This window comes from Rhodococcus sp. SJ-3 (assembly GCF_051918125.1).
Taxonomy (GTDB): Bacteria; Actinomycetota; Actinomycetes; order Mycobacteriales; family Mycobacteriaceae; genus Rhodococcus.
This window is the reverse complement of record NZ_CM123306.1, coordinates 3,613,135-3,631,883: the sequence shown is the minus strand read 5'-3', so window position 1 is coordinate 3,631,883 and position 18,749 is coordinate 3,613,135. Positions and strand designations below refer to the sequence as shown.

The 18,749-nt window shown below is 66.0% G+C and carries 17 protein-coding genes and 1 tRNA gene; 6 read left to right on the top strand and 12 right to left on the bottom strand.

Translation table 11 applies throughout. From position 1 onward, the window contains the following. Positions 1-256: 256 nt before the first annotated feature. Positions 257-1,213 (bottom strand): alpha/beta hydrolase family protein, encoded by a 957-nt coding sequence (locus tag ACTDXD_RS16885; protein WP_440123461.1) that lies wholly within the window; start codon positions 1,211-1,213, stop codon positions 257-259. 118 nt (positions 1,214-1,331) lie between these two features. Here ACTDXD_RS16885 and ACTDXD_RS16880 point away from each other — a divergent pair, with 118 nt between their 5' ends. Beyond that, complete coding sequence (locus ACTDXD_RS16880) at positions 1,332-1,919, top strand: TetR/AcrR family transcriptional regulator (protein ID WP_440123460.1); 588 nt, start codon at positions 1,332-1,334, stop codon at positions 1,917-1,919. A 733-nt stretch (positions 1,920-2,652) separates the two neighbouring features. Here the strand turns inward: ACTDXD_RS16880 and ACTDXD_RS16875 are convergent. The 3 genes from ACTDXD_RS16875 to ACTDXD_RS16865 form a co-directional block, all read right to left on the bottom strand. Then, positions 2,653-3,561: a universal stress protein gene (locus ACTDXD_RS16875; RefSeq protein WP_440123459.1), complete on the bottom strand. Its 909-nt coding sequence runs from the start codon at positions 3,559-3,561 to the stop codon at positions 2,653-2,655. Positions 3,562-3,607: 46 nt separating this feature from the next. Then, positions 3,608-4,648 (bottom strand): LLM class F420-dependent oxidoreductase, encoded by a 1,041-nt coding sequence (locus tag ACTDXD_RS16870; RefSeq protein ID WP_440123458.1) that lies wholly within the window; start codon positions 4,646-4,648, stop codon positions 3,608-3,610. Between the two features lie 65 nt (positions 4,649-4,713). Beyond that, positions 4,714-5,625, bottom strand: coding sequence for a universal stress protein (locus ACTDXD_RS16865; RefSeq protein ID WP_440123457.1), 912 nt, complete (start codon positions 5,623-5,625; stop codon positions 4,714-4,716). Between the two features lie 145 nt (positions 5,626-5,770). Here ACTDXD_RS16865 and ACTDXD_RS16860 point away from each other — a divergent pair, with 145 nt between their 5' ends. From ACTDXD_RS16860 to ACTDXD_RS16850, 3 genes are all read left to right on the top strand, one after another. Further along, on the top strand, positions 5,771-6,232 hold the full coding sequence (locus ACTDXD_RS16860) for an RrF2 family transcriptional regulator (protein WP_440123456.1): 462 nt from the start codon (positions 5,771-5,773) through the stop codon (positions 6,230-6,232). Next, positions 6,229-7,455 carry a globin domain-containing protein gene (locus tag ACTDXD_RS16855; RefSeq protein WP_440123455.1) on the top strand — a complete coding sequence of 409 codons (1,227 nt, stop codon included), beginning with the start codon at positions 6,229-6,231 and terminating at the stop codon, positions 7,453-7,455. The genes ACTDXD_RS16860 and ACTDXD_RS16855 overlap by 4 nt, the downstream gene beginning before the upstream one ends. 78 nt (positions 7,456-7,533) lie before the next feature. After that, entirely contained in the window at positions 7,534-9,840 is a 2,307-nt protein-coding gene (locus ACTDXD_RS16850) for a M28 family peptidase (protein WP_440123454.1), read from the top strand. Between the two features lie 78 nt (positions 9,841-9,918). Here ACTDXD_RS16850 and ACTDXD_RS16845 read toward each other — a convergent pair whose 3' ends face one another. Both ACTDXD_RS16845 and ACTDXD_RS16840 read right to left on the bottom strand, forming a co-directional pair. Continuing rightward, the gene (locus ACTDXD_RS16845) at positions 9,919-11,430 is read right to left on the bottom strand and encodes a glutamate-cysteine ligase family protein (RefSeq protein ID WP_440123453.1); all 1,512 of its coding nucleotides are present in this window, start codon (positions 11,428-11,430) and stop codon (positions 9,919-9,921) included. Between the two features lie 199 nt (positions 11,431-11,629). After that, the gene (locus tag ACTDXD_RS16840) at positions 11,630-12,442 is read right to left on the bottom strand and encodes a peptidoglycan DD-metalloendopeptidase family protein (RefSeq protein WP_440123452.1); all 813 of its coding nucleotides are present in this window, start codon (positions 12,440-12,442) and stop codon (positions 11,630-11,632) included. Between the two features lie 241 nt (positions 12,443-12,683). On the opposite strand from ACTDXD_RS16840, the gene ACTDXD_RS16835 reads away from it, so the two are divergent. Further along, a tRNA-Arg gene (locus tag ACTDXD_RS16835) sits at positions 12,684-12,756 on the top strand. A 26-nt stretch (positions 12,757-12,782) separates the two neighbouring features. Here ACTDXD_RS16835 and ACTDXD_RS16830 read toward each other — a convergent pair. Continuing rightward, on the bottom strand, positions 12,783-13,676 hold the full coding sequence (locus ACTDXD_RS16830; protein WP_440123451.1) for a siderophore-interacting protein: 894 nt from the start codon (positions 13,674-13,676) through the stop codon (positions 12,783-12,785). 191 nt (positions 13,677-13,867) lie between these two features. Here ACTDXD_RS16830 and ACTDXD_RS16825 point away from each other — a divergent pair, with 191 nt between their 5' ends. Then, the gene (locus ACTDXD_RS16825) at positions 13,868-14,326 is read left to right on the top strand and encodes a hypothetical protein (protein ID WP_440123450.1); all 459 of its coding nucleotides are present in this window, start codon (positions 13,868-13,870) and stop codon (positions 14,324-14,326) included. Here the strand turns inward: ACTDXD_RS16825 and mddA are convergent. From mddA to ACTDXD_RS16800, 5 genes are all read right to left on the bottom strand, one after another. Continuing rightward, positions 14,313-15,092, bottom strand: a complete 780-nt coding sequence (gene mddA / locus ACTDXD_RS16820; RefSeq protein ID WP_440123449.1) for a methanethiol S-methyltransferase — start codon at positions 15,090-15,092, stop codon at positions 14,313-14,315. The genes ACTDXD_RS16825 and mddA overlap by 14 nt on opposite strands. A gap of 76 nt (positions 15,093-15,168) precedes the next feature. Beyond that, complete coding sequence (locus tag ACTDXD_RS16815) at positions 15,169-15,498, bottom strand: YnfA family protein (RefSeq protein WP_169687915.1); 330 nt, start codon at positions 15,496-15,498, stop codon at positions 15,169-15,171. A 48-nt stretch (positions 15,499-15,546) separates the two neighbouring features. Further along, positions 15,547-15,807 (bottom strand): LuxR C-terminal-related transcriptional regulator, encoded by a 261-nt coding sequence (locus tag ACTDXD_RS16810; RefSeq protein WP_440123448.1) that lies wholly within the window; start codon positions 15,805-15,807, stop codon positions 15,547-15,549. A 142-nt stretch (positions 15,808-15,949) separates the two neighbouring features. After that, entirely contained in the window at positions 15,950-18,235 is a 2,286-nt protein-coding gene (locus ACTDXD_RS16805; RefSeq protein ID WP_440123447.1) for an ATP-dependent DNA ligase, read from the bottom strand. A 52-nt stretch (positions 18,236-18,287) separates the two neighbouring features. Then, complete coding sequence (locus tag ACTDXD_RS16800; RefSeq protein ID WP_440123446.1) at positions 18,288-18,719, bottom strand: type II toxin-antitoxin system Rv0910 family toxin; 432 nt, start codon at positions 18,717-18,719, stop codon at positions 18,288-18,290. Between the last annotated feature and the right edge of the window lie 30 nt (positions 18,720-18,749).

The following is an 18,749-nucleotide window of genomic DNA, read 5'->3' as shown; positions in this document are numbered from 1 at the left end:
CGGCTCCGGTCGAAGCCTGCGGAAGGGTACGCGGGCTTGAACTGAGGTCAGCCGAGCACATGTATCCCCCCCGACTGGGGTTGCATCGGCAAATTCGAAAGGGGCTCCGGCCATCTCGCGGGTGCACCGCATTTTCGTGCCGGGACGAGTCGGCTCGACGGTGTGCGAGGTAGGCGTGCCAGTCACGTTCGGCGATGCAGAACCACCGCGAGGTGGTCTGAGGATGGTTTCCGAGCGGATCGGCAAGCACAGCGGCTCACTTGCTGTGGACGTGACCGATCGGGTCGACGCTGTCGTTGAGGGCCGCACGGGCGGATGCCCACTTGTCGTCGATGCCGAGCGCGGTGCGGAGGTAGACGGTGCTCATCCGCTGAAGTACGGCCACACGCTCCGGGTTCTCGTCGGTGGTCTCCGCGACTTCGTACCCGGGAATCCCGCCCAGGGCGTGCTCAGCATCGCAGAAGGTGATGAGATCGGTGGCGCCGGGACTGTGGGTGTAGGCGTCGGTGAACCAGTCGGGGCCGCGGCTCGACATGTGGGACTGGTCGCGGTCGCCTGCCACGACGAGCGTCGGCGTGGTGAGCTCCCCGAACGACGGATACATGAATGGAAAGTTGGCTTGCGCGAAGGGATGCAGCTCCTCGCCGCCGACACCGGTCGCGGACAGCAGGAGGCCCGCCGCGACCCGACTGTCGGACATGTCCTCCCCGACCTGCCCGTCCTTGCCCAGGATCCGGGCGCCCAGAAGCGCCTGCGCGGTCTGCGCGCCCCAGGAGTGACCGGCGACGGCGATGCGGGTGCGGTCGACCCGTCCGCCCAGTCCAGGGATAGCGGCTTCGACGACGTCGAGTTGGTCGAGGATGCGTCCGAGGTCTGCGATCCGCTCGGTCCAGATGCTCGGGAAGCGGGGGTCGTCGAATCCGATCCCGTAGCGCCGGGAGTCCAGGTGGGTGGGCTGGACCACGACGAAGCCCCGGGAGGCCCAGAACGCGGCCAGAGGCGCATAGCCGTCGTGGTGCCACCCGTTGCCGTGTGAGAACAGCACGATCGGCAGGTCGGAGCCGGTGGCAGACGCGGAGATCCGCACGTCGAGCGGCAGTGCGCGACCACGGGCCGACAGTTCGACGGGGGCAACGGACACGACGGGAGTGCCGTCGCCGACGAGATCGTCGAGGGTGGACACAAGTGGAGTAGTCAGGACGGAAGAGGTCACAACGGGATCCTTTCGAGGGTCGGCTCCCTGCCATGAAATGGAAAACGGAGCGCTGTTCCGAATAATACGGAGCGATGTTCCGGATAGCAACACGTGACAGCATGAAAGAGTGTGTTCTGTGATCGATGAGAGTGGACGCCGCACGAAGCGCGCCGACGCGCGGCGGAACGAACAGGCGCTTCTCGACGCGGCTGCGGCGGTGTTCGTCACGTCCGGGGTAGACGCACCGGTTCGTGAGATCGCAGCGAGAGCCGGGGTCGGAATGGGAACGATCTACCGGCACTTCCCGACTCGCCCGGAACTCGTAGTGGCGGTGTACCGCCATCAGGTCGAGGCTTGCGCCGACGCCGGCCCAAGACTGCTCGAGGAGAGCCCGACCCCAGAAGCCGCCCTACGCGCGTGGGTAGCACTGTTCGTGGAATTCCTGGTCACCAAGCACGGCCTCGCCGACGCACTGCAAGGAGACAGCGCCGGATCCGATGCGCTGCACGCCTACTTCATCGATCGCCTCGTACCGGTCTGCGCCTCACTCCTCGAGGCCACGTTCGAACATCGCGGCGCCGGACACGTCGCGCCGGTCGACGCATACAACCTGATGAGGGGCATCGGAAACCTCTGCATCGGAGTAGCCGGCGACCCCGACTACGACGCCGACCGCCTCGTTCAGCTCCTCGTCTCTGGTGTACTCAACAGCTCCGATCAATAGACATATGCCGTGACCAGGCAAGACTCCCTAGCGAACCGAACAATCGTTCGAGTTGACCCCGACCACACCACGTGAGATCATCGCTCCACCGGCCTGAATACAGGTCGACCCCGGCAGGTGCGCTAACACCGAACCGGGGTCTGGGCACACGACAGAAAGAGCTGTCATGCACCGTACGGTGGATTCTATCCACACGCCCTTCAGAGGCGTAAATCAGCAACGAGCCGCGAGCGCATTCTTCCGCGCCGGCCGACACATCACCCGCCCGCCAGGTTCTCCACTGACGTCCTGATCTTCGAGCCCCTCGATCCCTGCCGATTCGGCAGCGCGCATCGAGGGGCTCGAGGTGTTCGCCTGCTTCCGCGTGCGCAAGGGCCGTTTCGGTAACCACGGCACGTCGAGAGGCATCGTCGCTCGCCTCCCACAGTACCGACGTCAGCGCATCGACGCTGCGTGCCGGGGTGCCATTCCCCGGCACGAAACCGACTGGGCGCCAGTATCCTTCGTCTCCGCAGCTGGCGGTGGAGCACCCGATCGCGCGGGTCGACACAACCGACCGGGTCCAGTACAAGCCACACGTCACCTCCGACGTGGGGCCAGAAGTGCTGGCCGAGACGGTCTATCGGGGCATGGCGACCGGGCAGCGTTGGGGAAGGGGCCGAAGGCAAGCTCAGGGACCCGTAGGGTCTCCGCACGGTCAGGCGCAGCCGCCCGCAGGGCGCCCGTCAGATCTCTACTCCCCGCCCACCTCGGACCTCGCCACCAGCACCGGGCAATCGGCGGTCTGGATCAGGGCATTGCTGGTGGACCCCAGCAACAGACCCTTGAATCCTCCCCGCCCGCGCGACCCCACCACGAGAAGCTGTGCGCTCTCGGCATATTCACTGAGCACCCGCACAGGCCGGTCGCGCGCGACCACCCGCTCGACAACGACGTCGGGGTACCGTTCCTGATACCCGGCCAGGCCTTCGGCGAGCACGACTTCCTCGCCCGTCTGGATACGGGCCCAATGCGGATCCTCGGGCACCGCGCCCAGCGACGGCTGCACACTGACATCGCTCCACACGTTGACCGCGACGAGGGTCGCGCGCCGTGCGGCAGCCTCCTCGAACGCACACTCGACGGCGGCCCGGCACGACTCCGACCCGTCCACACCGACCACGACCGGGCCCTCCAACGGGGGCGCCCCATCGAGAGTGCGGCCGCGCACGATCACCACGGGAGCAAGGGAGTGGGCGGCCACGGACGTCGACACCGAGCCCGCGAGCAGACCTTTGACCTCGCCGAGTCCACGTGATCCGACGACGAGCCGATCGGCGTGTGACGATAGTTCGACCAGTGTGGGCGCGACCTTGCCTTCGATCTGCTCGGTGCTGATTTCCACCGAGCCGTTGTTGTCGTCGACGACCTTCCGCGCGAGCACCCCCGCATTGGCGAGGCGGTCGCGGGCAGTGGTCTTCATCTCCTCGTGGAAACTTTGCGCAAGGTAGGGCTCCGAGTAGTAAAAAGCCGGAACGTGGACGACTGTGACAATGCGCAGTGGCACCGATCGGGCACTTGCCGCGCGGGCAGCCCAGATCACCGCGCCCGAGGCCGCGTCGGACCCGTCGACCGCAACTACGATCGGCTTGATCTCGCTCATATCCGGAACCTTTCTCCGTGATGGTGACGCCGACCCGGAGAACGGGTCAGCTGCAGATACTCCGCATCTGTTCGATCAGACGGACCCGCCCTGCGGTGTCGCCGGCGAGCGGAGTGACGTTCAGTGTCGTCGCGCCGGCTTCTTCGAACGCTGCGACACGCTCACGCACATAACCTTCGGGACCGATCAGCGAGACGGCGCGCACGAGATCCTCGGGCACGGCCGCCGCCGCCTGCTCCTTCTTGCCGTCGAGGTAGAGCTTCTGAATGAGCGCGGCTTCCTTCTCGAAACCGTAGCGGACGGCGAGATCGTTGTAGAAGTTCTTGCCCTTCGCTCCCATACCGCCGATGTAGAGGGCGAGCATCGGCCGCACCCAGTCGATCATGTGATCGACGTCGTCGCCGATCGCGAGCGCGACCTGGACGTACGTCTGCAGTTCACCCAGCGCGGGGTCGCGCTTGGCTTTGCCCGCAGCCAGCGCGTCGCCCCACACCTCGGCAACCTTCTCCGGGTAGTAGAAGATGGGCTCCCACCCCTCGGCAATCTCGGCGGTCAGCTCGACGTTCTTCGGGCCGATCGATGCAATGACAACCGGGATTCGTTCGCGCACAGGCTTATTGATGATCTTGAGTGGTTTCCCGAGTCCGGTGCCCTTGTCTTCGGGAAGCGGGAGCTGGTAGTACTTGCCCTGGTACTCGACTTTCTCGCGCCGCCATACCTTCCGGCAGATCTCGACGATCTCGCGGGTACGGCCGAGCGGCGCGTGATACGGCACACCGTGGAAACCTTCGATGACCTGCGGACCCGATGCCCCGATTCCCATCACGAAGCGGCCGTCGGACACGTAGTCGAGGCCGGCGGCGGTCATCGCGGTCAGCGTGGGCGTACGGGTGTAGAGCTGGAAGATGCCGGATGCGAGCTCGACCCGCGACGTCTTCGCGGCGATGTAACCGATCTGGCTCACTGCGTCGAATGAATAGGCTTCCGGGACGAACACGATGTCGAGGCCGGCCCGCTCGAGGTCGGCGACCTCGGCGACGGTCTCGGCGAATCCGCCGCTGTAGTTCAAACCCATTCCGATTCGCATGCGCACACCTCAACTCTGCGGCGTGCGGGGCACGCCTGTGGACCGTGCCCCGAACACTACCGCCGTCAGTCTTCGTCCGGACGGACGACCATGACCGGGCAGTGGGCCTCACGCAGGAGCGAATTGCTCGTGGAACCGAGAACGAGCCCCTTGAATCCACCGCGGCCTCGGCTGCCGACCACGACGAGTTGCGCATGCTCGCTCCACGCCTGCAGATGGGTGCGCGGTCCGTCGATGTAGATCTTGCGGACGACGGTGACGTCGGGATAACGCTCGCCGTAGCCTGCCAGGCGCTCACCGAGGAGCACACGCTCGACGTCCTCTAGCGCCTCCGGCTCGAATTCGAGTGGCATGGTCTCGAGGGTTCCGACCTTCAGATCGCTCCAGATGTGCACCGCAACCAGGTCGACGTCCCGGAACGAGGCCTCCTCGAACGCGGCGACGAGCGCATTCTCGCTCAACGGACTGCCGTCGATTCCGACCACGACGGGACGATAGTCGGGTTCGGGTGGCGCGTCCTCACCACGCACGACAACGACAGGACATGCGGCGTGGCCGACGACCGCAACGGGCGTCGAACCGAGGAACATTTCGCCGAGGCGCCCGCTGCCGGATTGCCCGAGCACGAGCATCCGGGTCTCCCGCGACAATCGGACCAGCCATTTCGCGGTGCCCGTGAGGGCCACCGCGGCGGTGACCTCGAGACCGGGAGAGCTCTCCTTCGCGATCTTCTTGGCTTCGCCGAGGACGGCCTTGGCGTCCTCCTCCGCCCACTCGAAGACCCGTGAGGTCTGAACGAAGGGGGTTGCTGCCCAGCCGGTGGTGGCGAAATCGACCGCATGAACGAGGTGCAGAGACAGTCCTCGTTGCGCCGCGGTGGCTGCGGCCCAGCGGACCGCCCGAGTGGACGCGGGTGATCCGTCCACACCGACAGTCACATTGTTGTGGTCCCGAGGTGTTTCACCGTGAGGTTTCACAAGATCGAGACTAGCCCCTAAGGATGTGGTGTGGAATGGACTTTCGTCCCTGCAACCGGAGAAGTAAGTGAGACAACGAGATTCCCTACGCGATCTACGTCACACTAAATTGTCATCCGGGATGCAAATTAACTAGCGTGAGGCCATGCAACTCACCCAGTTCACCGATCTCGGACTGAGAGTTGTCATGCACCTGGCCGCGTCCTCCGCGGACAGCGTGCCGAGAACGAAACTCGTTGCCGAACAACTACATCTGTCGTACGCACATACGACGAAAGTGGTCGCCAGACTGAATGAGCTCGGCGTCGTCACCACCCGCCGCGGACGTGGCGGAGGGCTGGCCATCACCGAGCTCGGTCGCACCGCCAGTATCGGATGGCTGGCGCGGCAACTCGAAGGAGACGAGGAAGTGGTCGACTGCGAGGGAGCGAACCCGTGCCCCCTCCGTCACGGCTGCAAACTCAGGAAGGCGCTGCGCGACGCGCAGGAAGCCTTCTACGCCACGCTCGACGACGTCACCGTCGCCGACCTGGCGACATCGAAGATCGAACCGGTCCTGTTGACCCTCACTCAGCCCACCCCTGACAGGAAATGGAGTTCACCATGACTCTCTCGCCCGAATCCAAGGAAGTCATCGCCGCTACGTTGCCGGCCGTCGGTGCCGCCATCGGCGATATCACGCCCCTCTTCTACAAGAAGATGTTCGCGGCGCACCCCGAACTCGAGCGCAACCTGTTCAACCGGGGCAACCAGAAACAGGGTGAGCAGCAGAAGGCACTCGCCGGATCGATCGCAGCGTTCGCCACCCTCCAGCTCGATCCCGATCCCGCACGCGTCGAGTCCATCCTTTCCCGTATCGCGCACAAGCACGCCTCTCTCGGCATCAAGCCCGACGAGTACTGGATCGTGCACAAGCATCTGTTCGAAGCGATCGTCGAAGTCCTCGGCGCCGCAGTCACTCCCGAGGTAGCGCAGGCGTGGGACGAGCTGTACTGGCTGATGGCGAACACCCTCATCGCACTCGAGGCCGACCTCTACAAGGCCGCGGGCGTCGAGGTCGGGCAGGTGTGGCGCACCGTACGTGTCGCCGAGCGCGTCTACCAGTCCGCCGACACCGTCTCGTTCGTTCTGACATCCCTCGACGGCGCTCCCCTGCCCGCGTTCCGTCCCGGACAGTATCTTTCGGTCGGCGTCGAGCTGCCCGACGGCGCCCGCCAGATCCGGCAGTACAGCCTGTCCAACGCCCCGTCCCGGGGCGACTGGCGGATCACTGTCAAGCGCGTGGCCGCATCCACCGCACCCGACGGCACCGCCATCCCGGCCGGTGAGGTCTCGAACTTCCTGTTCGAGAACTGCTTCGAAGGCGACGAACTCCAGGTGACCACGCCGTTCGGCGACCTCGTGCTCACCGATGAGGACACCCCCCTGTTCCTCGCCTCCGCGGGCATCGGCTGCACCCCCATGATCGGCATGCTCTCGCACCTCGCAGAGGTCGGCGACCAGCGCCCGATCTCGGTACTCCACGCCGACCGCTCCGCAGCCAACCACGCACACCGGCACGAACTCTCGACCCTCGTCGAGAAGATCCCGTCGGCCGATGTCTACCGCTGGTACGAGGACCTCGGTGCGCGTCAACCGCTCGAGACGATCCGTGTGGGACGGGCCGACATCACGGATCTCCCCCTCGACCCGAAGACCCACGCCTACCTTTGTGGACCGCTCCCGTTCATGCTGTCGCTGCGCGAGGCCCTCATCGAACGCAACGTGCCTGCCGAGAACATCCACTATGAGGTGTTCGGCCCCGACAGCTGGGCACCCGCGGGAGCCTGAGGACAGCTGATCGATCAACGGGCAGTGCTCCGGCTTGTCGGCCGGGGCACTGCCCGTTTTGACCGCTACGCTCGATCCATGGACACCGCCTCGCCCGAGGCTGCTCGGGCACTACCCCGACGGTCGAGCGTGCTCGCGCTACTCGCACTGCTCGTCGTCGGGCTCGCGGCGGTGCTGCTACCCCCCTCCCCGACGCCGCGCGCCACCGACGCGCCCGCCGACGTGTTCAGCGCCGGACGCGCCGCCGCCCACATCGAGGCGATCTCCGCCGAGCCCAGGGTCCTCGGCTCGCCCGCACACACCGCTGCCCGCGAGTACCTCGTCGGGGAACTCGAGGCGCTCGGCTGGCGCACCTCCGTCAAGAGCGGCGTGGGCTGGTACTCCCCCACCGACGGAGCAACGCAGCGCGGCGCCCGAGTGCACAACATCGTCGCGCTCTTCCCAGGAACGGACCCCACCGGGACGGTGGTGCTCGCCGCCCACTACGACACCGTGCGTGGTTCACCCGGCGCCGCCGACGACGGTATCGGTATCGGCACCGTCCTCGAATCCGCGCGCGCGATCACGGCCGGTCCCGCACCGCGCAACGACGTCATCGTCCTGCTCACCGACGGCGAGGAAGACGGCCTCCTCGGCTCTCAGATGTTCACGCAGACGCGCTCACCGTCCCTCGGCCCCACCGTCGTCCTCAACCACGAGGCACGCGGCAACGCAGGCATACCCGTCACCTTCCGCATCACGGACCCCAACGGCGCCCTCATCGAGACGCTTGCCCATGCACCCGGCGCCAACGCCGATTCGTTCACCCAATTCGGGTTCGAACTGCTTCCCAACGACACGGATTTCAAGCATTTCGCCGCTGCCGGGTTCCACGCGTACGACACCGCGATCGCGAGGGGATCGGCGTACTACCACAGCCCCCTCGACACCCCGGACCGGCTGAGCCACGAGTCGCTGCAACAGATGGGCGATACCGCCCTCACCGTCGCGCGCGAACTCGTCGAGTCCGACCTCACCGCGCTCGACTCCGGGGGCCAGGAGGTCGTCACCGCAGCGCCCTGGGGATTGATCCACTATCCGCGCTGGGTGGAGATCGCGCTGACGGGACTCCTCGTCGTCGCGGTCGGATGGCTGGTCGCTGCGCGGATTCGACGCGGTGAAGCCACGTACTGGAATGTCGCCGCCGCCACCGGAGTCTCGGCAGTCACGGTGGGGATCGCGGCATTCGCCGCATGGCTTCCGTGGTTCATCGCGATGCGCCTCGCTCCCGGTATGGCCTCCCCTGTCTCGAGCGAGCCCTTCCGTCCGGGTGTCTACCAGCTTGCCGCCGTCATCGCGGCGGCGGGCGTGCTCGTCACGACCTACCTGTGGGCCCGAACGCGCCTTCCGGCCGCATCCTTCGTTGTGGGGGCGTTCGTCCTGATCGCCTTCGCCTCGGTGATCGCATTGCCGTACGTCGGTGTCGCATCGGTGCTGGTTCTGCCCGCACTGCCCGCTCTCGCAGGAATGCAGATCGCTCGCTTCCTCACTGATCGTCCACCGCTGCCGACCCTTTCGGTGGCGGTCGGGGCCGTCCCCGCCGCGCTGCTCCTCGCCCCCGCCGTGGTGATGTCGTTCGATGCGGGACTCATGTTCGGAGCTCCGCTCGCAGGCATATTCGTCGCGGTGCTGTTCTCCCTGACCCTCGTGCTCTGGGAAGCGGTGCTCCCGTCATCCGCGACCCGGGTCGGGCGTATCTCCGTGACGCAGATGGCCGGAACCGCAGCCATCGCGTCGGTACTCGTGTGTGCACTCGTCGCGGGCTATCTCAACCGCGACGGCGCGACCGATCCGCGACAGGAACACCTGTGGTACGCACTCGACAGCGACCGAGACTCCGCAATCTGGGCGTCCCCGGACTCCCCGCGCTCGGAATGGAGCCGGGAACTGCTCGTCGACCCGGCGAGCCCCCTGCCCGCGGAATTCCCCTGGCGAGACGAGCCGATGGCGCACGGTCCGGCGCCCGTAGCACCTCTTCAGGCACCCGAGATGGAGGTGCTCGACGACACTGCTGCAGGCGGCGCCCGTGAGCTTCGGCTTCGCCTGTCGTCTCCCAGGGGCGCGAACGCCATCGGACTGTGGGTCGACAGCACAACGGCCACTGTCCACGGCGCAACCGTCGACGGGCACCGAGCGGAACCGGCCGACGACTTCGGATTCCGATTCTGGGCAGCGGGTCCGGAAGGAGTCGAGGTGACCCTCACCCTGAGTGTCCTCGAAGATCGAGTGGGACTGCGCCTGATCGATCTATCGGACGATCTGAGGGTCGTACCCGGCTACGAACCACCGACGGATCGAACGGTGATGGCGCCGACGGTCATCGTCAGCCGGTCGTTGCGGATCTGATCGACTCGCGACGCAACGAGATGACGATCGACACACCGACGATCGGCACACCACGGCCGGACGCGGTACGGTCCGCGCCTACGCACCCCACTCGTGTACGGGTCTGCCGTCGGTCATCGCCGCGACGTAATCGCGGAGCATCCCCGACAAAGCGGTGCGACGATCTTCGCCCGCCGCTTCACGTCGCGCGACATGCTCGCGTTGCCATGCCGCTCCGGTTTGCCGATTCAGACACCGGCCCTCGATGATCCCGAGGTAGCGGTCGCGCGCGCGGGCCGAGAGCCCGAACGATTCCAGCCCTCGATCCGCCAGGGGCAGCAACCGGCGCAGGACGAGCTCGTCGGCACCGACCCAGCCCAGTTTCGGCCAGTACAGCCGGGATTCGAGTCCGAACTTGGCACCGATGATCAGGTTTTCTTCGGCCGCGTCGAATGTCATCCGCCGCCACAGCGGGTCGTCGTCTTCGACGAGCGCTCGCAGCAATCCGTAGTAGAACGCCGCGTTCGCCATGGTGTCGAGGACGGTCGGCCCGGCAGGCAGGACGCGATTCTCGATCCGCAGGTGGGCCTGACCATCACTGATGTCGTAGACGGGCCGGTTCCACCGATAGATGGTGCCGTTGTGCATCTGAAGCTCACGCAGTTGCGGAATCAGGCCCGCATCGAGTTCTGCGGCGGGGTCGGAGTCGGTGATCTCCGGTAGCAGCGCAGTGAAGTAGCGGGAGTTCTCCTCGAACAGGTCGATCGGGGACTCGATCCAGCGTTCCCCGAACCACACTCGTGGACGCACGCCCTGGTTCTTCAACTCGAGGGGCCGGGTATCCGTGGCCTGGGCGAACAAGGGAATCCGGCTCTCGTGCCACAGCGCCTTACCCGCCAGGAACGGCGAATTCGCTGCGAGCGCCACCTGTACCCCCGCCAGACACTGCGCCGCGTTCCAATGCGGTGCGAAATCCTCGGGTGCCACCCTCAGATGCAGTTGCAGCGAAGTGCATGCCGCTTCGGGTACCACCGAGTTGGTGTCGGCGCGTAAGCGTTCCACCTCACCCGTACCGGGGAGCGGCACACCGTCGAGGTCGAGTTCGATGTCCTCGCCTCGTGCTGCGAAGATCTGCTCGTTGAGTGCCTCGTAGCGGGGATTGGCGGTGATCCGGTCTCGGCCGAGATGGTCGAGTTCGAGGGTCGGCAACATCCCGATCATCACGAGCTGGGCATCGAACTGGTGCATCCGCTCGTCCGCGCGCCGAAGCGAGTGACGAAGGGATTGTTCGATTTCGATCGTGGCGTCGCCGGACAGCGGACCCGGTTCGACATTCATCTCGACGTTGAACTGGCCGAGTTCGGTCTGGAAGACCGCATGGTCGTCGATCGCCTGGAGAACTTCCAGGTTGGACATTGCCGGAGCCATGTCGTCCTGGACGAGATTGAACTCGATCTCCATGCCGAGCTGCGGTTCCGGCGAAGAATGCGCATCGGCGAACGCACCGTCGCGGAGCATACGTTCGAGCGCGCTCATGCACTCGCGGACCTTGTGCCGGAACTGTCGGCGGTCTGCGCCGGTGAACGAACGAGCAGAAATCTCTGTGCCCACGTGTTCTCCCCGGTCTGTGCCGACAGATCGCTCTGCAGGCGTCTACGCAGATCTGATACTTCTGCCACCTGCGTAGCAGGCGGTGAAGATGAAACTACCGCACGGCCACCCGAAACACCGGAGCATGTGTGCGTCCGTGAACACGAACACACCCGGCCGCGAGGCCGGGTGTGTTTCGAAGTGTTGCCGGTAGCGGCGGTCAGACTGCGCGGTAGCCGCTCCAGTCGGCGACAACGCCGCGGTCACTGAGCCAGGTGTTGGGGTTGGTCTTGTTGCCTGCCTCGTCCCACACCTCGAAGTGCAGATGCGGTCCGGTGGACCAGCCACGGTTGCCGACGGTGGCGATCTGCTGACCCGCGGAGACGCGCTGACCCGCGGAGACCTGATAGGTGTCGACGTGACCGTAGACAGCGGTGGTGCCGTCGTCGTTGAGAACGCGAACCCACTGGCCGTAGCCGGAGGCGGCGCCTGCGTCGAGGACCGTGCCGTCGGCGGCAGACTGGATCGGAGTGCCGATAGGGGCAGCGATGTCGATTCCGCCGTGGTGGGAGCCCCAGCGCGCACCCCAGTCGGACGTGAGCGTGCCCGACACCGGCTGCACCGTGTTCGGCTTGATCGGGTTGAGGTTGTCGAGCCAGTTGCCGCCACCGGTGAATTGGTCCACCAGACCCTGGACCTCGACGGGCAGCTGCGGGGCGCCTTGCTCGGCGGGAGTGGTGATGCCGGGGATCGCGGGAAGCTCGATGCCCTCGGGCAGCTCGAACGGAAGCTGCGGGGCGGGAGCCGCCTGGACCGGGCCGTGATCGTGGCCGGGGTGGGCGGCAGCGGTGCCTGCGGTGAACTGCGCGCCGATGGCCATGAACGCGCCGGTGGCGCACGCCACGGTGGCCGCCTTGGCCGGAGCCGACGGGCCCGTCGGCTCGATGCGATGACGCCCACGCTGAGTCGATCCGACCGTCAGGTCGATCTCGAATGCCGATGCATCTTCGCGTGTCCGCTGGTGCCGTGCCACAGTCGCTGTCCCGTTCGTAGTCCCGATTTCGGCCGGCGCGTAACACCCCGGTCGTTCCTGGCGATTCAAGGTAACAAAACGATATACGTCCGGTCCAGCGTTACCTCTTCGCAATCCCACAGAGCGGGAACCGAACCAACCGGTCGGTAACAAACAGCGAATTTCCGGCTCTCTTCGCACGGCGCGGGAGCGACCGCTACACTCACAGCGCGCCGCGATTCGGTCCACCGAACCGGCGCGCGCCTTCGTAGCTCAGGGGATAGAGCAACCCTCTCCTAAAGGGTAGGTCGCAGGTTCGAATCCTGCCGAGGGCACACACTCTCGACGCACCCGTCAGGGGCTACAAGCCGACCTTCTCCAGCGCGGCCTCGTAGACATCCATCGCTTCTTCCACCGACTTCCCCTCGGCAAGCGCGGCGGCATACACCGCGCGCAGTTCGTCGCCCTGCTCCTCGAACTTCGCCGTCCATCGTTCGGCGTCCTCACGCCAGTAGCCGACGATGTCGTACTGCTCACGCGACCATCCGAGCGAACGCAGATGCTTCTTGGCCGCGCGGATATCGGCGGCCTCCCCCGAGAACCAGCAGTATCCGTCGGCGGGCAGGTCCAGTTCGGAGAGCGCCGCGGACAACCGCGTGCGCGACACACCGTTGCCGCTGCCGACGAGTTCGACGATGTCGGTGTTCTGCCGCGCGGGCAGGTACTCGAGTTCGCTGCGGTCGAGTACTTCGGCGAGGACGGTCACGTGCACCGAAGGTTCGGCCTGCTCCAGAATCCTGGCCATTGCAGGCAGCGCAGCAAGGTCTCCGGCAAGGACGTGACGCGTCGCCGACGACGGAGGTTCGTGCCATGAACGCGGACCGGCCATCAGCACACGCCAGCCGGGCTCCGCTGCTCGCAGCCACTCGATCGCGGGACCGTGCTCGTGCTCCGCGAAGTCGACCACCATCTCCCGGGACTCCGCGTCGTATGAGCGCACGGTGTAGTTGCGGTGCCCGGCGCTTCGCTCCTCGTCGACGATCTCCCAGCCGCCCAGAGCATTCGGATTCTCGCTGGGGCGCGCGTGCAGTTCCTCACCGTCGTGTGAGAGATAGAACGCCACCGACTCGTCGGCCGCAGCGAGCGGAAGGTAACCGTTGCCGGTCCCCTCCCCGATCCGGAGGCGTGCACGCAGCAGGTGTGCTGCAACCTGCTCACGCGCGACCAGCGTGGCAACAAAATTCTCCCACTTCATTAGGCCAGGCTAACCGATGGCAGATCGGGGCCTGTGACTGCCGTAACACTGCCGGACTCGAAACCGTCCCTCGATGATCGACGGATCGATAGAATCACGGCAGTCGATCGGTCGCGGGACGCGCCACGAACGAAATGCACGCCGTGGTCGGCACCCGGACACGACATTCCCCCACCCGAGGAGCCCGCAGCATGTCTGCAGTGCGATTCACCCGTCGAGCACTCACATTCGCAGCCCCCGTCGCAGCCGCTGTTCTCTTCACGGGGGTCGCCGCAGCCGCCCCGACACAACCGTTGGGTACTGCGATCACCATCGGCTGCCTCAACCAAGGCAGTCTCGCATCGCTCACATCAGTGGCAGCCCATCCGGGACCCGACGCGGAACACGGAATCGCCGCAGGTCACGTGCAGTTCTCCACCACGCAGGCACTGTGGCCGATTCCTGCCGCAGGCCAGGTGACCGTCGCGTGGCTCAACCGAGACAACGGACGCACCGGCATCGTCGACCTCACGGGGGACTACCCGAACCTGTCCGCGACGGTGGACACCGGGCCGGGCGAGGTCCTGACCACCGTGTTCGGATCGGTGAGCCTCGCCAGCGGGCCGCTGTGCAATTCGACTCCGGCCACCGGCGGGGTCACCGTCGGCTGAGACCTTTCCACGGAACGATCATCGGCACACGTCTCCGGTAGGAGCGATATCGCTCACCGAACGTCGCGATCAGGTCGCGCTCCTCGAATCTGATCGCAACGAGGATGTATGCGGTGGTGACCGTGGCGAAGAGGAGATGCCCGACGGACATGGTCGGCGCAATCCAGAAGGCAACCAGGAAACCGAGATAGAGCGGGTGCCGCACCGAACGGTAGAGCAGCGGTACCCGGAAGGTGCTCGCAGCAGGCACTTTTCCGCGCAGGTGCCGGACCACCTGCCTCAGTCCGAACAGGTCGAAATGGTCGATGGCGAACGTCGACACGAGCACAAGACCGAACCCGGCGAGCGAGAGCGCGTAGAGCAGGATCCGTAGCGTGCTGCTCTCGACGTCCCAGATCAGATGCGGGAGCGGACGCCACTGCCACATCACGAGTGCCAGCGCGGCCGAGGCGAGCAGGACGTAGGTGGATCGTTCCGCGGGTTCCGGCACGATCCTGGTCCACCGTTTCTTGAACCAGGGTCTTGCCATCACCGAATGCTGCACCGCAAACAGCGAGAGCAGCGCCAGGTCGATCGCGACCGCGATACCGGCCGGGGCACGGGGGCCCTCGTCGATGTTCCGGGGCACCACCAATCGTTCGACCCATCCGATCGCGTACAGGAACACCGCGAGAAATATGAGATACGCGCAGACCCCGTATGCGGTGACGAGCAGCCGGGAAGCCGGAGTGCGTGTGCGAGGACCCGAGTTGGTTGTCGTTGTCATGCGCCCAGTGTCGGGATGATGGCCGGCGCTCAGAAGGTCCCCTGAGGTGGCGAATCCTCCACCCTTGCACGCTCCGTCACCTCGGGGCGTACATGATCACGGCGACGCCTGCGAGACACACCAGCGCCCCCGCGATGTCCCAGCGATCAGGACGGAAGCCGTCCATCACGACACCCCACAGCAGGGAGCCCGCGACGAAGACCCCGCCGTATGCAGCGAGGATGCGGCCGAAATTGGCATCCGGTTGCAGCGTCGCGACGAACCCGTACGCCCCGAGGGCGATCACACCCAGACCCACCCAGATCCAACCGCGGTGCTCGCGCACGCCCTGCCAGACCAGCCACGCCCCACCGATTTCGAACAAGGCGGCAACCGCGAACAGGACGAGGGATTTCAGGACGGTCATGCTCGAACAGGTTACGGATCGGACCGGCCTGACTCGGCGGCACCGTCGTCACAGCTCGTCGATGGATACCACACCGTCTTGGAGTGCACGCACGAGCAGGGACGTCTTGGTGGTCGCGGGACGCCCCACACGCAGGTACTTGTCGCGGATGCGGGCGATGTGAGTACTCACGGTGGCTGCGGTCACGAACAGGCGGGCGGCTGCCTCGGACTTGGAATCACACAGAAGCCACTCCCGAAGTATCTCGGTTTCACGAGCCGAGAGCTGCGGCGAGGAGTAGATACGGGAGGGCTCGAGCACACTCGTCATGTCGGGATTCCTTCGTCGATCGATCTGACTACCGGCGGCTCCCCGACAAAGCCCCCGAGTCCGGTATGAGAAGAACATACGATTTTACACCGACAACCACCAACCGAATGGCCTCATTCGCCCTCATCGGCACCGGCGCATTTCATTCCCGGCGCACGTCGTGCGGGTCCAGATCACTCCGCAGCCCACGCCAGCTCGGGTGACGAAGTCGGCCACCTTCGGTCCACGCCGCGAACCGCACCTCCCCCACCAGATCGGGTTCCACCCACACTGCGTCACGCCGATCGACAGCGGGTAGCTCGTCCGCGAACGGGCTCGTGTCCCGCCGTCTCACCCGCAGCGACGAGGTCAACTCTGCGAGAGTCCGGTCGTCGAACCCCGTACCGACCCTCCCCGCATAGACGAGCCCGCTGTCGCCGGGAAGGCCGAGAAGCAACGAGCCGAACGCCCCCGCGCGGTTCCCCTGCCCCGACCGGTAACCGCCGATCACCACCGACTGCGTGAGCCAATTCTTCGCCTTCACCCACGCCGTACTCCGCTTTCCCGGGAGATACACCGAGTCGCGGCGCTTCGCGACAACACCTTCCCATCCGCGCTCGAGGCTCGTGGCAAGCGCAGCGGCGCCGTCCCCGGTCAACTGGCCCGGCACGGTCAATCTCTCCGCCGCCGCGGCGAGCGCATCGAGCACACGGCGTCGATCGTCGTAGGTCTTGCTCACCAGCGTGACCCCGTCGAGATACAGGAGGTCGAACACCCGGTACTCCGCGCTCGCCCCACGCTGCAACTGCTCGAAGCTCGTGATGCCCGACGCGTCCACGGCGACGATCTCTCCATCGAGAACGGCATCGTGACCGTCGAGCACGTGCGCGAGCTCTCCGAGCGCGGGGAATTCTCCGGTCACATCCCGTCCCGAGCGGGCACGCACCCGGACGGTTCCGTTGCGTACCTCGACGACAGCGCGGTATCCGTCCCACTTACCTTCGAACGCCCACGTCGCACCCTCGAGATCCTCCACATCACCCGCGGTTGCGAGCATCGGACGTAGGTCGGCCGGAAACTCCTCCGATCGCCCAGAACCCGACTGCTGCTTCATCCGGTGGGCCAGCCATTGGTCCTTCTCCGTACGGATGAACGCATATCGGCCCTCGACCTTTTCTCCGTGCAACCGCACGATCACCTCGTCGTCGCGCCACTTCTCGGTGTCGTAGGTGCCGGTGTCCCACACCGTCATCGTCCCGGCGCCGTACTCACCGGACGGTATGGTGCCGTGGAAATCGAGGTACTCGAGTGGATGATCCTCCGTCCGGACAGCGAGATGGTTGCGGCCGGTATCCTCCGGCAGGTTCTTCGGTACCGCCCATGACGCGAGCACACCGTCTCGTTCCAGCCGCAGGTCGTAATGCAGACGGCGGGCATGGTGTTCCTGGATGACGAACCGGTCGTCGTCGCCCGTGGCGGTGATTGCGGACGGGACCGGCTCGGGAGTGCGTGCGGCGTTGCGTTTACGCCGGTAGTCGGCGAGCGCGTCGTCCGCCGTGTTGTTGTCGGTGCCGAGTCGAGGATCGCCGGAGGCCGGATCCAGGCCCTCGAGAAGATCACCGTGTTCGACGATCCGCTCGAGTACTTCGTCGAATGTGAGCTGCCGCAGATCCGGGTCGTCGAGTTCGTCCCAGCTCCGCGGCGCAGCCACCCACGGTTGGTCGCGGCCGCGCAGCGAGTACGGCGCGACCGTCGTCTTGGCCGCATTGTTCTGGCTCCAGTCCACGAAGACCTTGCCGCCGCGCACTGCCTTCGCCATGGTCGCCGTGACGAGATCCGGGTGCAGCGTCGCGAGATTTGTCGCGACCTGCCTGGCGACGGTCGACGCACCGCCTGACGCGAGTTGCCGGTCCAGCGGGACATAAAGATGCAGGCCCTTACTGCCACTCGTGACGGGATAGGTCTGCCACCCGAGTTCGGCAACCATGTCGCGCACGTGCCGTGCGACCTGTGCGCACTGCGCGAGCCCGGCTCCGGGGCCGGGGTCGAGGTCGAACACGAGCCGGGTCGCGGGGCCGGGTGAGGATCCGGCGAACCGCCACTGCGGGACGTGCAATTCGAGTGCGGCCTGCTGCCCGAGCCACGCCATGCCTGCCACCGAGTCGAACACCGGATAGGTGACCGACCGTTGCTTGTGGTGCACCGTGCGACGGTCGAGCCACGACGGCGCGTGCGGCGCAAGGTTCTTCTCGAAGAACGCCGGTTCGTCGACGCCGTTGGGCCAGCGCTTACGGGTGCCGGGACGCTCCACGACGTGCGGCAGCATGACTTCGGCGACGGCGACGTAGTAGTCGATCACCTCGCCCTTGGTGGTGCCGGTGCGCGGATAGAGCACCTTGTCGAGGTTCGTCAGCGTGATGCGACGGTCCCCGATCGTGCGGGTCGGCATCACCTCATTGTGCCAACCTCACTTCGAGCCCATACGGCTTCGAACGAACGATTCAGCCGTACAACTCCGCGAACTTGCGCAGGGAGGCGTCGAGATCGCCTTGCAGTGCACGTGCCACACCCGACCCGATCGGGCCGAACAGCGGGGCTCCCCCGAGCTCGATCTTCATCGTCAACCGCGATCCCGACCCCGTGCCGGCCACCGCGAGGCGCATCTTGAACTTGGTGCCGCCCTTGCCCGCCCCGCGCAGCACCACGTGATGCGGAGCGTCGAGTTCGTCGACCTTCCACTCGACCCGGTTGCGCATCCCCTTGACCGAAACCACGGATTGCAGCGCCACCCCGGCTTCGAGCGTGTCGGGGAGCTCCCCGCGCCAGCCGTCGTGGATGCTCAGCCAGTCGCCGAATGCTTCCAGGTCGGAGGCCTTCTCCCACGCAGACTGTGGGTCGAGCGGAAGGTCGGTCGCGACTTCGAGTTTCGCCATGACTGCAGCGTAGACGAGACGGGAGCCCTC

Excerpts from the sequence above, each read along its gene's own strand:
- ACTDXD_RS16870 (WP_440123458.1), bottom strand. The coding sequence starts at position 4,648 with ATGCGAATCGGAATGGGTTTGAACTACAGCGGCGGATTCGCCGAGACC.
- ACTDXD_RS16875 (WP_440123459.1), bottom strand. The coding sequence starts at position 3,561 with ATGAGCGAGATCAAGCCGATCGTAGTTGCGGTCGACGGGTCCGACGCG.
- ACTDXD_RS16800 (WP_440123446.1), bottom strand. The coding sequence starts at position 18,719 with ATGGCGAAACTCGAAGTCGCGACCGACCTTCCGCTCGACCCACAGTCT.
- ACTDXD_RS16815 (WP_169687915.1), bottom strand. The coding sequence starts at position 15,498 with ATGACCGTCCTGAAATCCCTCGTCCTGTTCGCGGTTGCCGCCTTGTTC.
- ACTDXD_RS16825 (WP_440123450.1), top strand. The coding sequence starts at position 13,868 with ATGTCTGCAGTGCGATTCACCCGTCGAGCACTCACATTCGCAGCCCCC.
- ACTDXD_RS16850 (WP_440123454.1), top strand. The coding sequence starts at position 7,534 with ATGGACACCGCCTCGCCCGAGGCTGCTCGGGCACTACCCCGACGGTCG.
- ACTDXD_RS16810 (WP_440123448.1), bottom strand. The coding sequence starts at position 15,807 with ATGACGAGTGTGCTCGAGCCCTCCCGTATCTACTCCTCGCCGCAGCTC.
- ACTDXD_RS16830 (WP_440123451.1), bottom strand. The coding sequence starts at position 13,676 with ATGAAGTGGGAGAATTTTGTTGCCACGCTGGTCGCGCGTGAGCAGGTT.
- mddA (WP_440123449.1), bottom strand. The coding sequence starts at position 15,092 with ATGACAACGACAACCAACTCGGGTCCTCGCACACGCACTCCGGCTTCC.
- ACTDXD_RS16855 (WP_440123455.1), top strand. The coding sequence starts at position 6,229 with ATGACTCTCTCGCCCGAATCCAAGGAAGTCATCGCCGCTACGTTGCCG.
- ACTDXD_RS16805 (WP_440123447.1), bottom strand. The coding sequence starts at position 18,235 with ATGCCGACCCGCACGATCGGGGACCGTCGCATCACGCTGACGAACCTC.
- ACTDXD_RS16860 (WP_440123456.1), top strand. The coding sequence starts at position 5,771 with ATGCAACTCACCCAGTTCACCGATCTCGGACTGAGAGTTGTCATGCAC.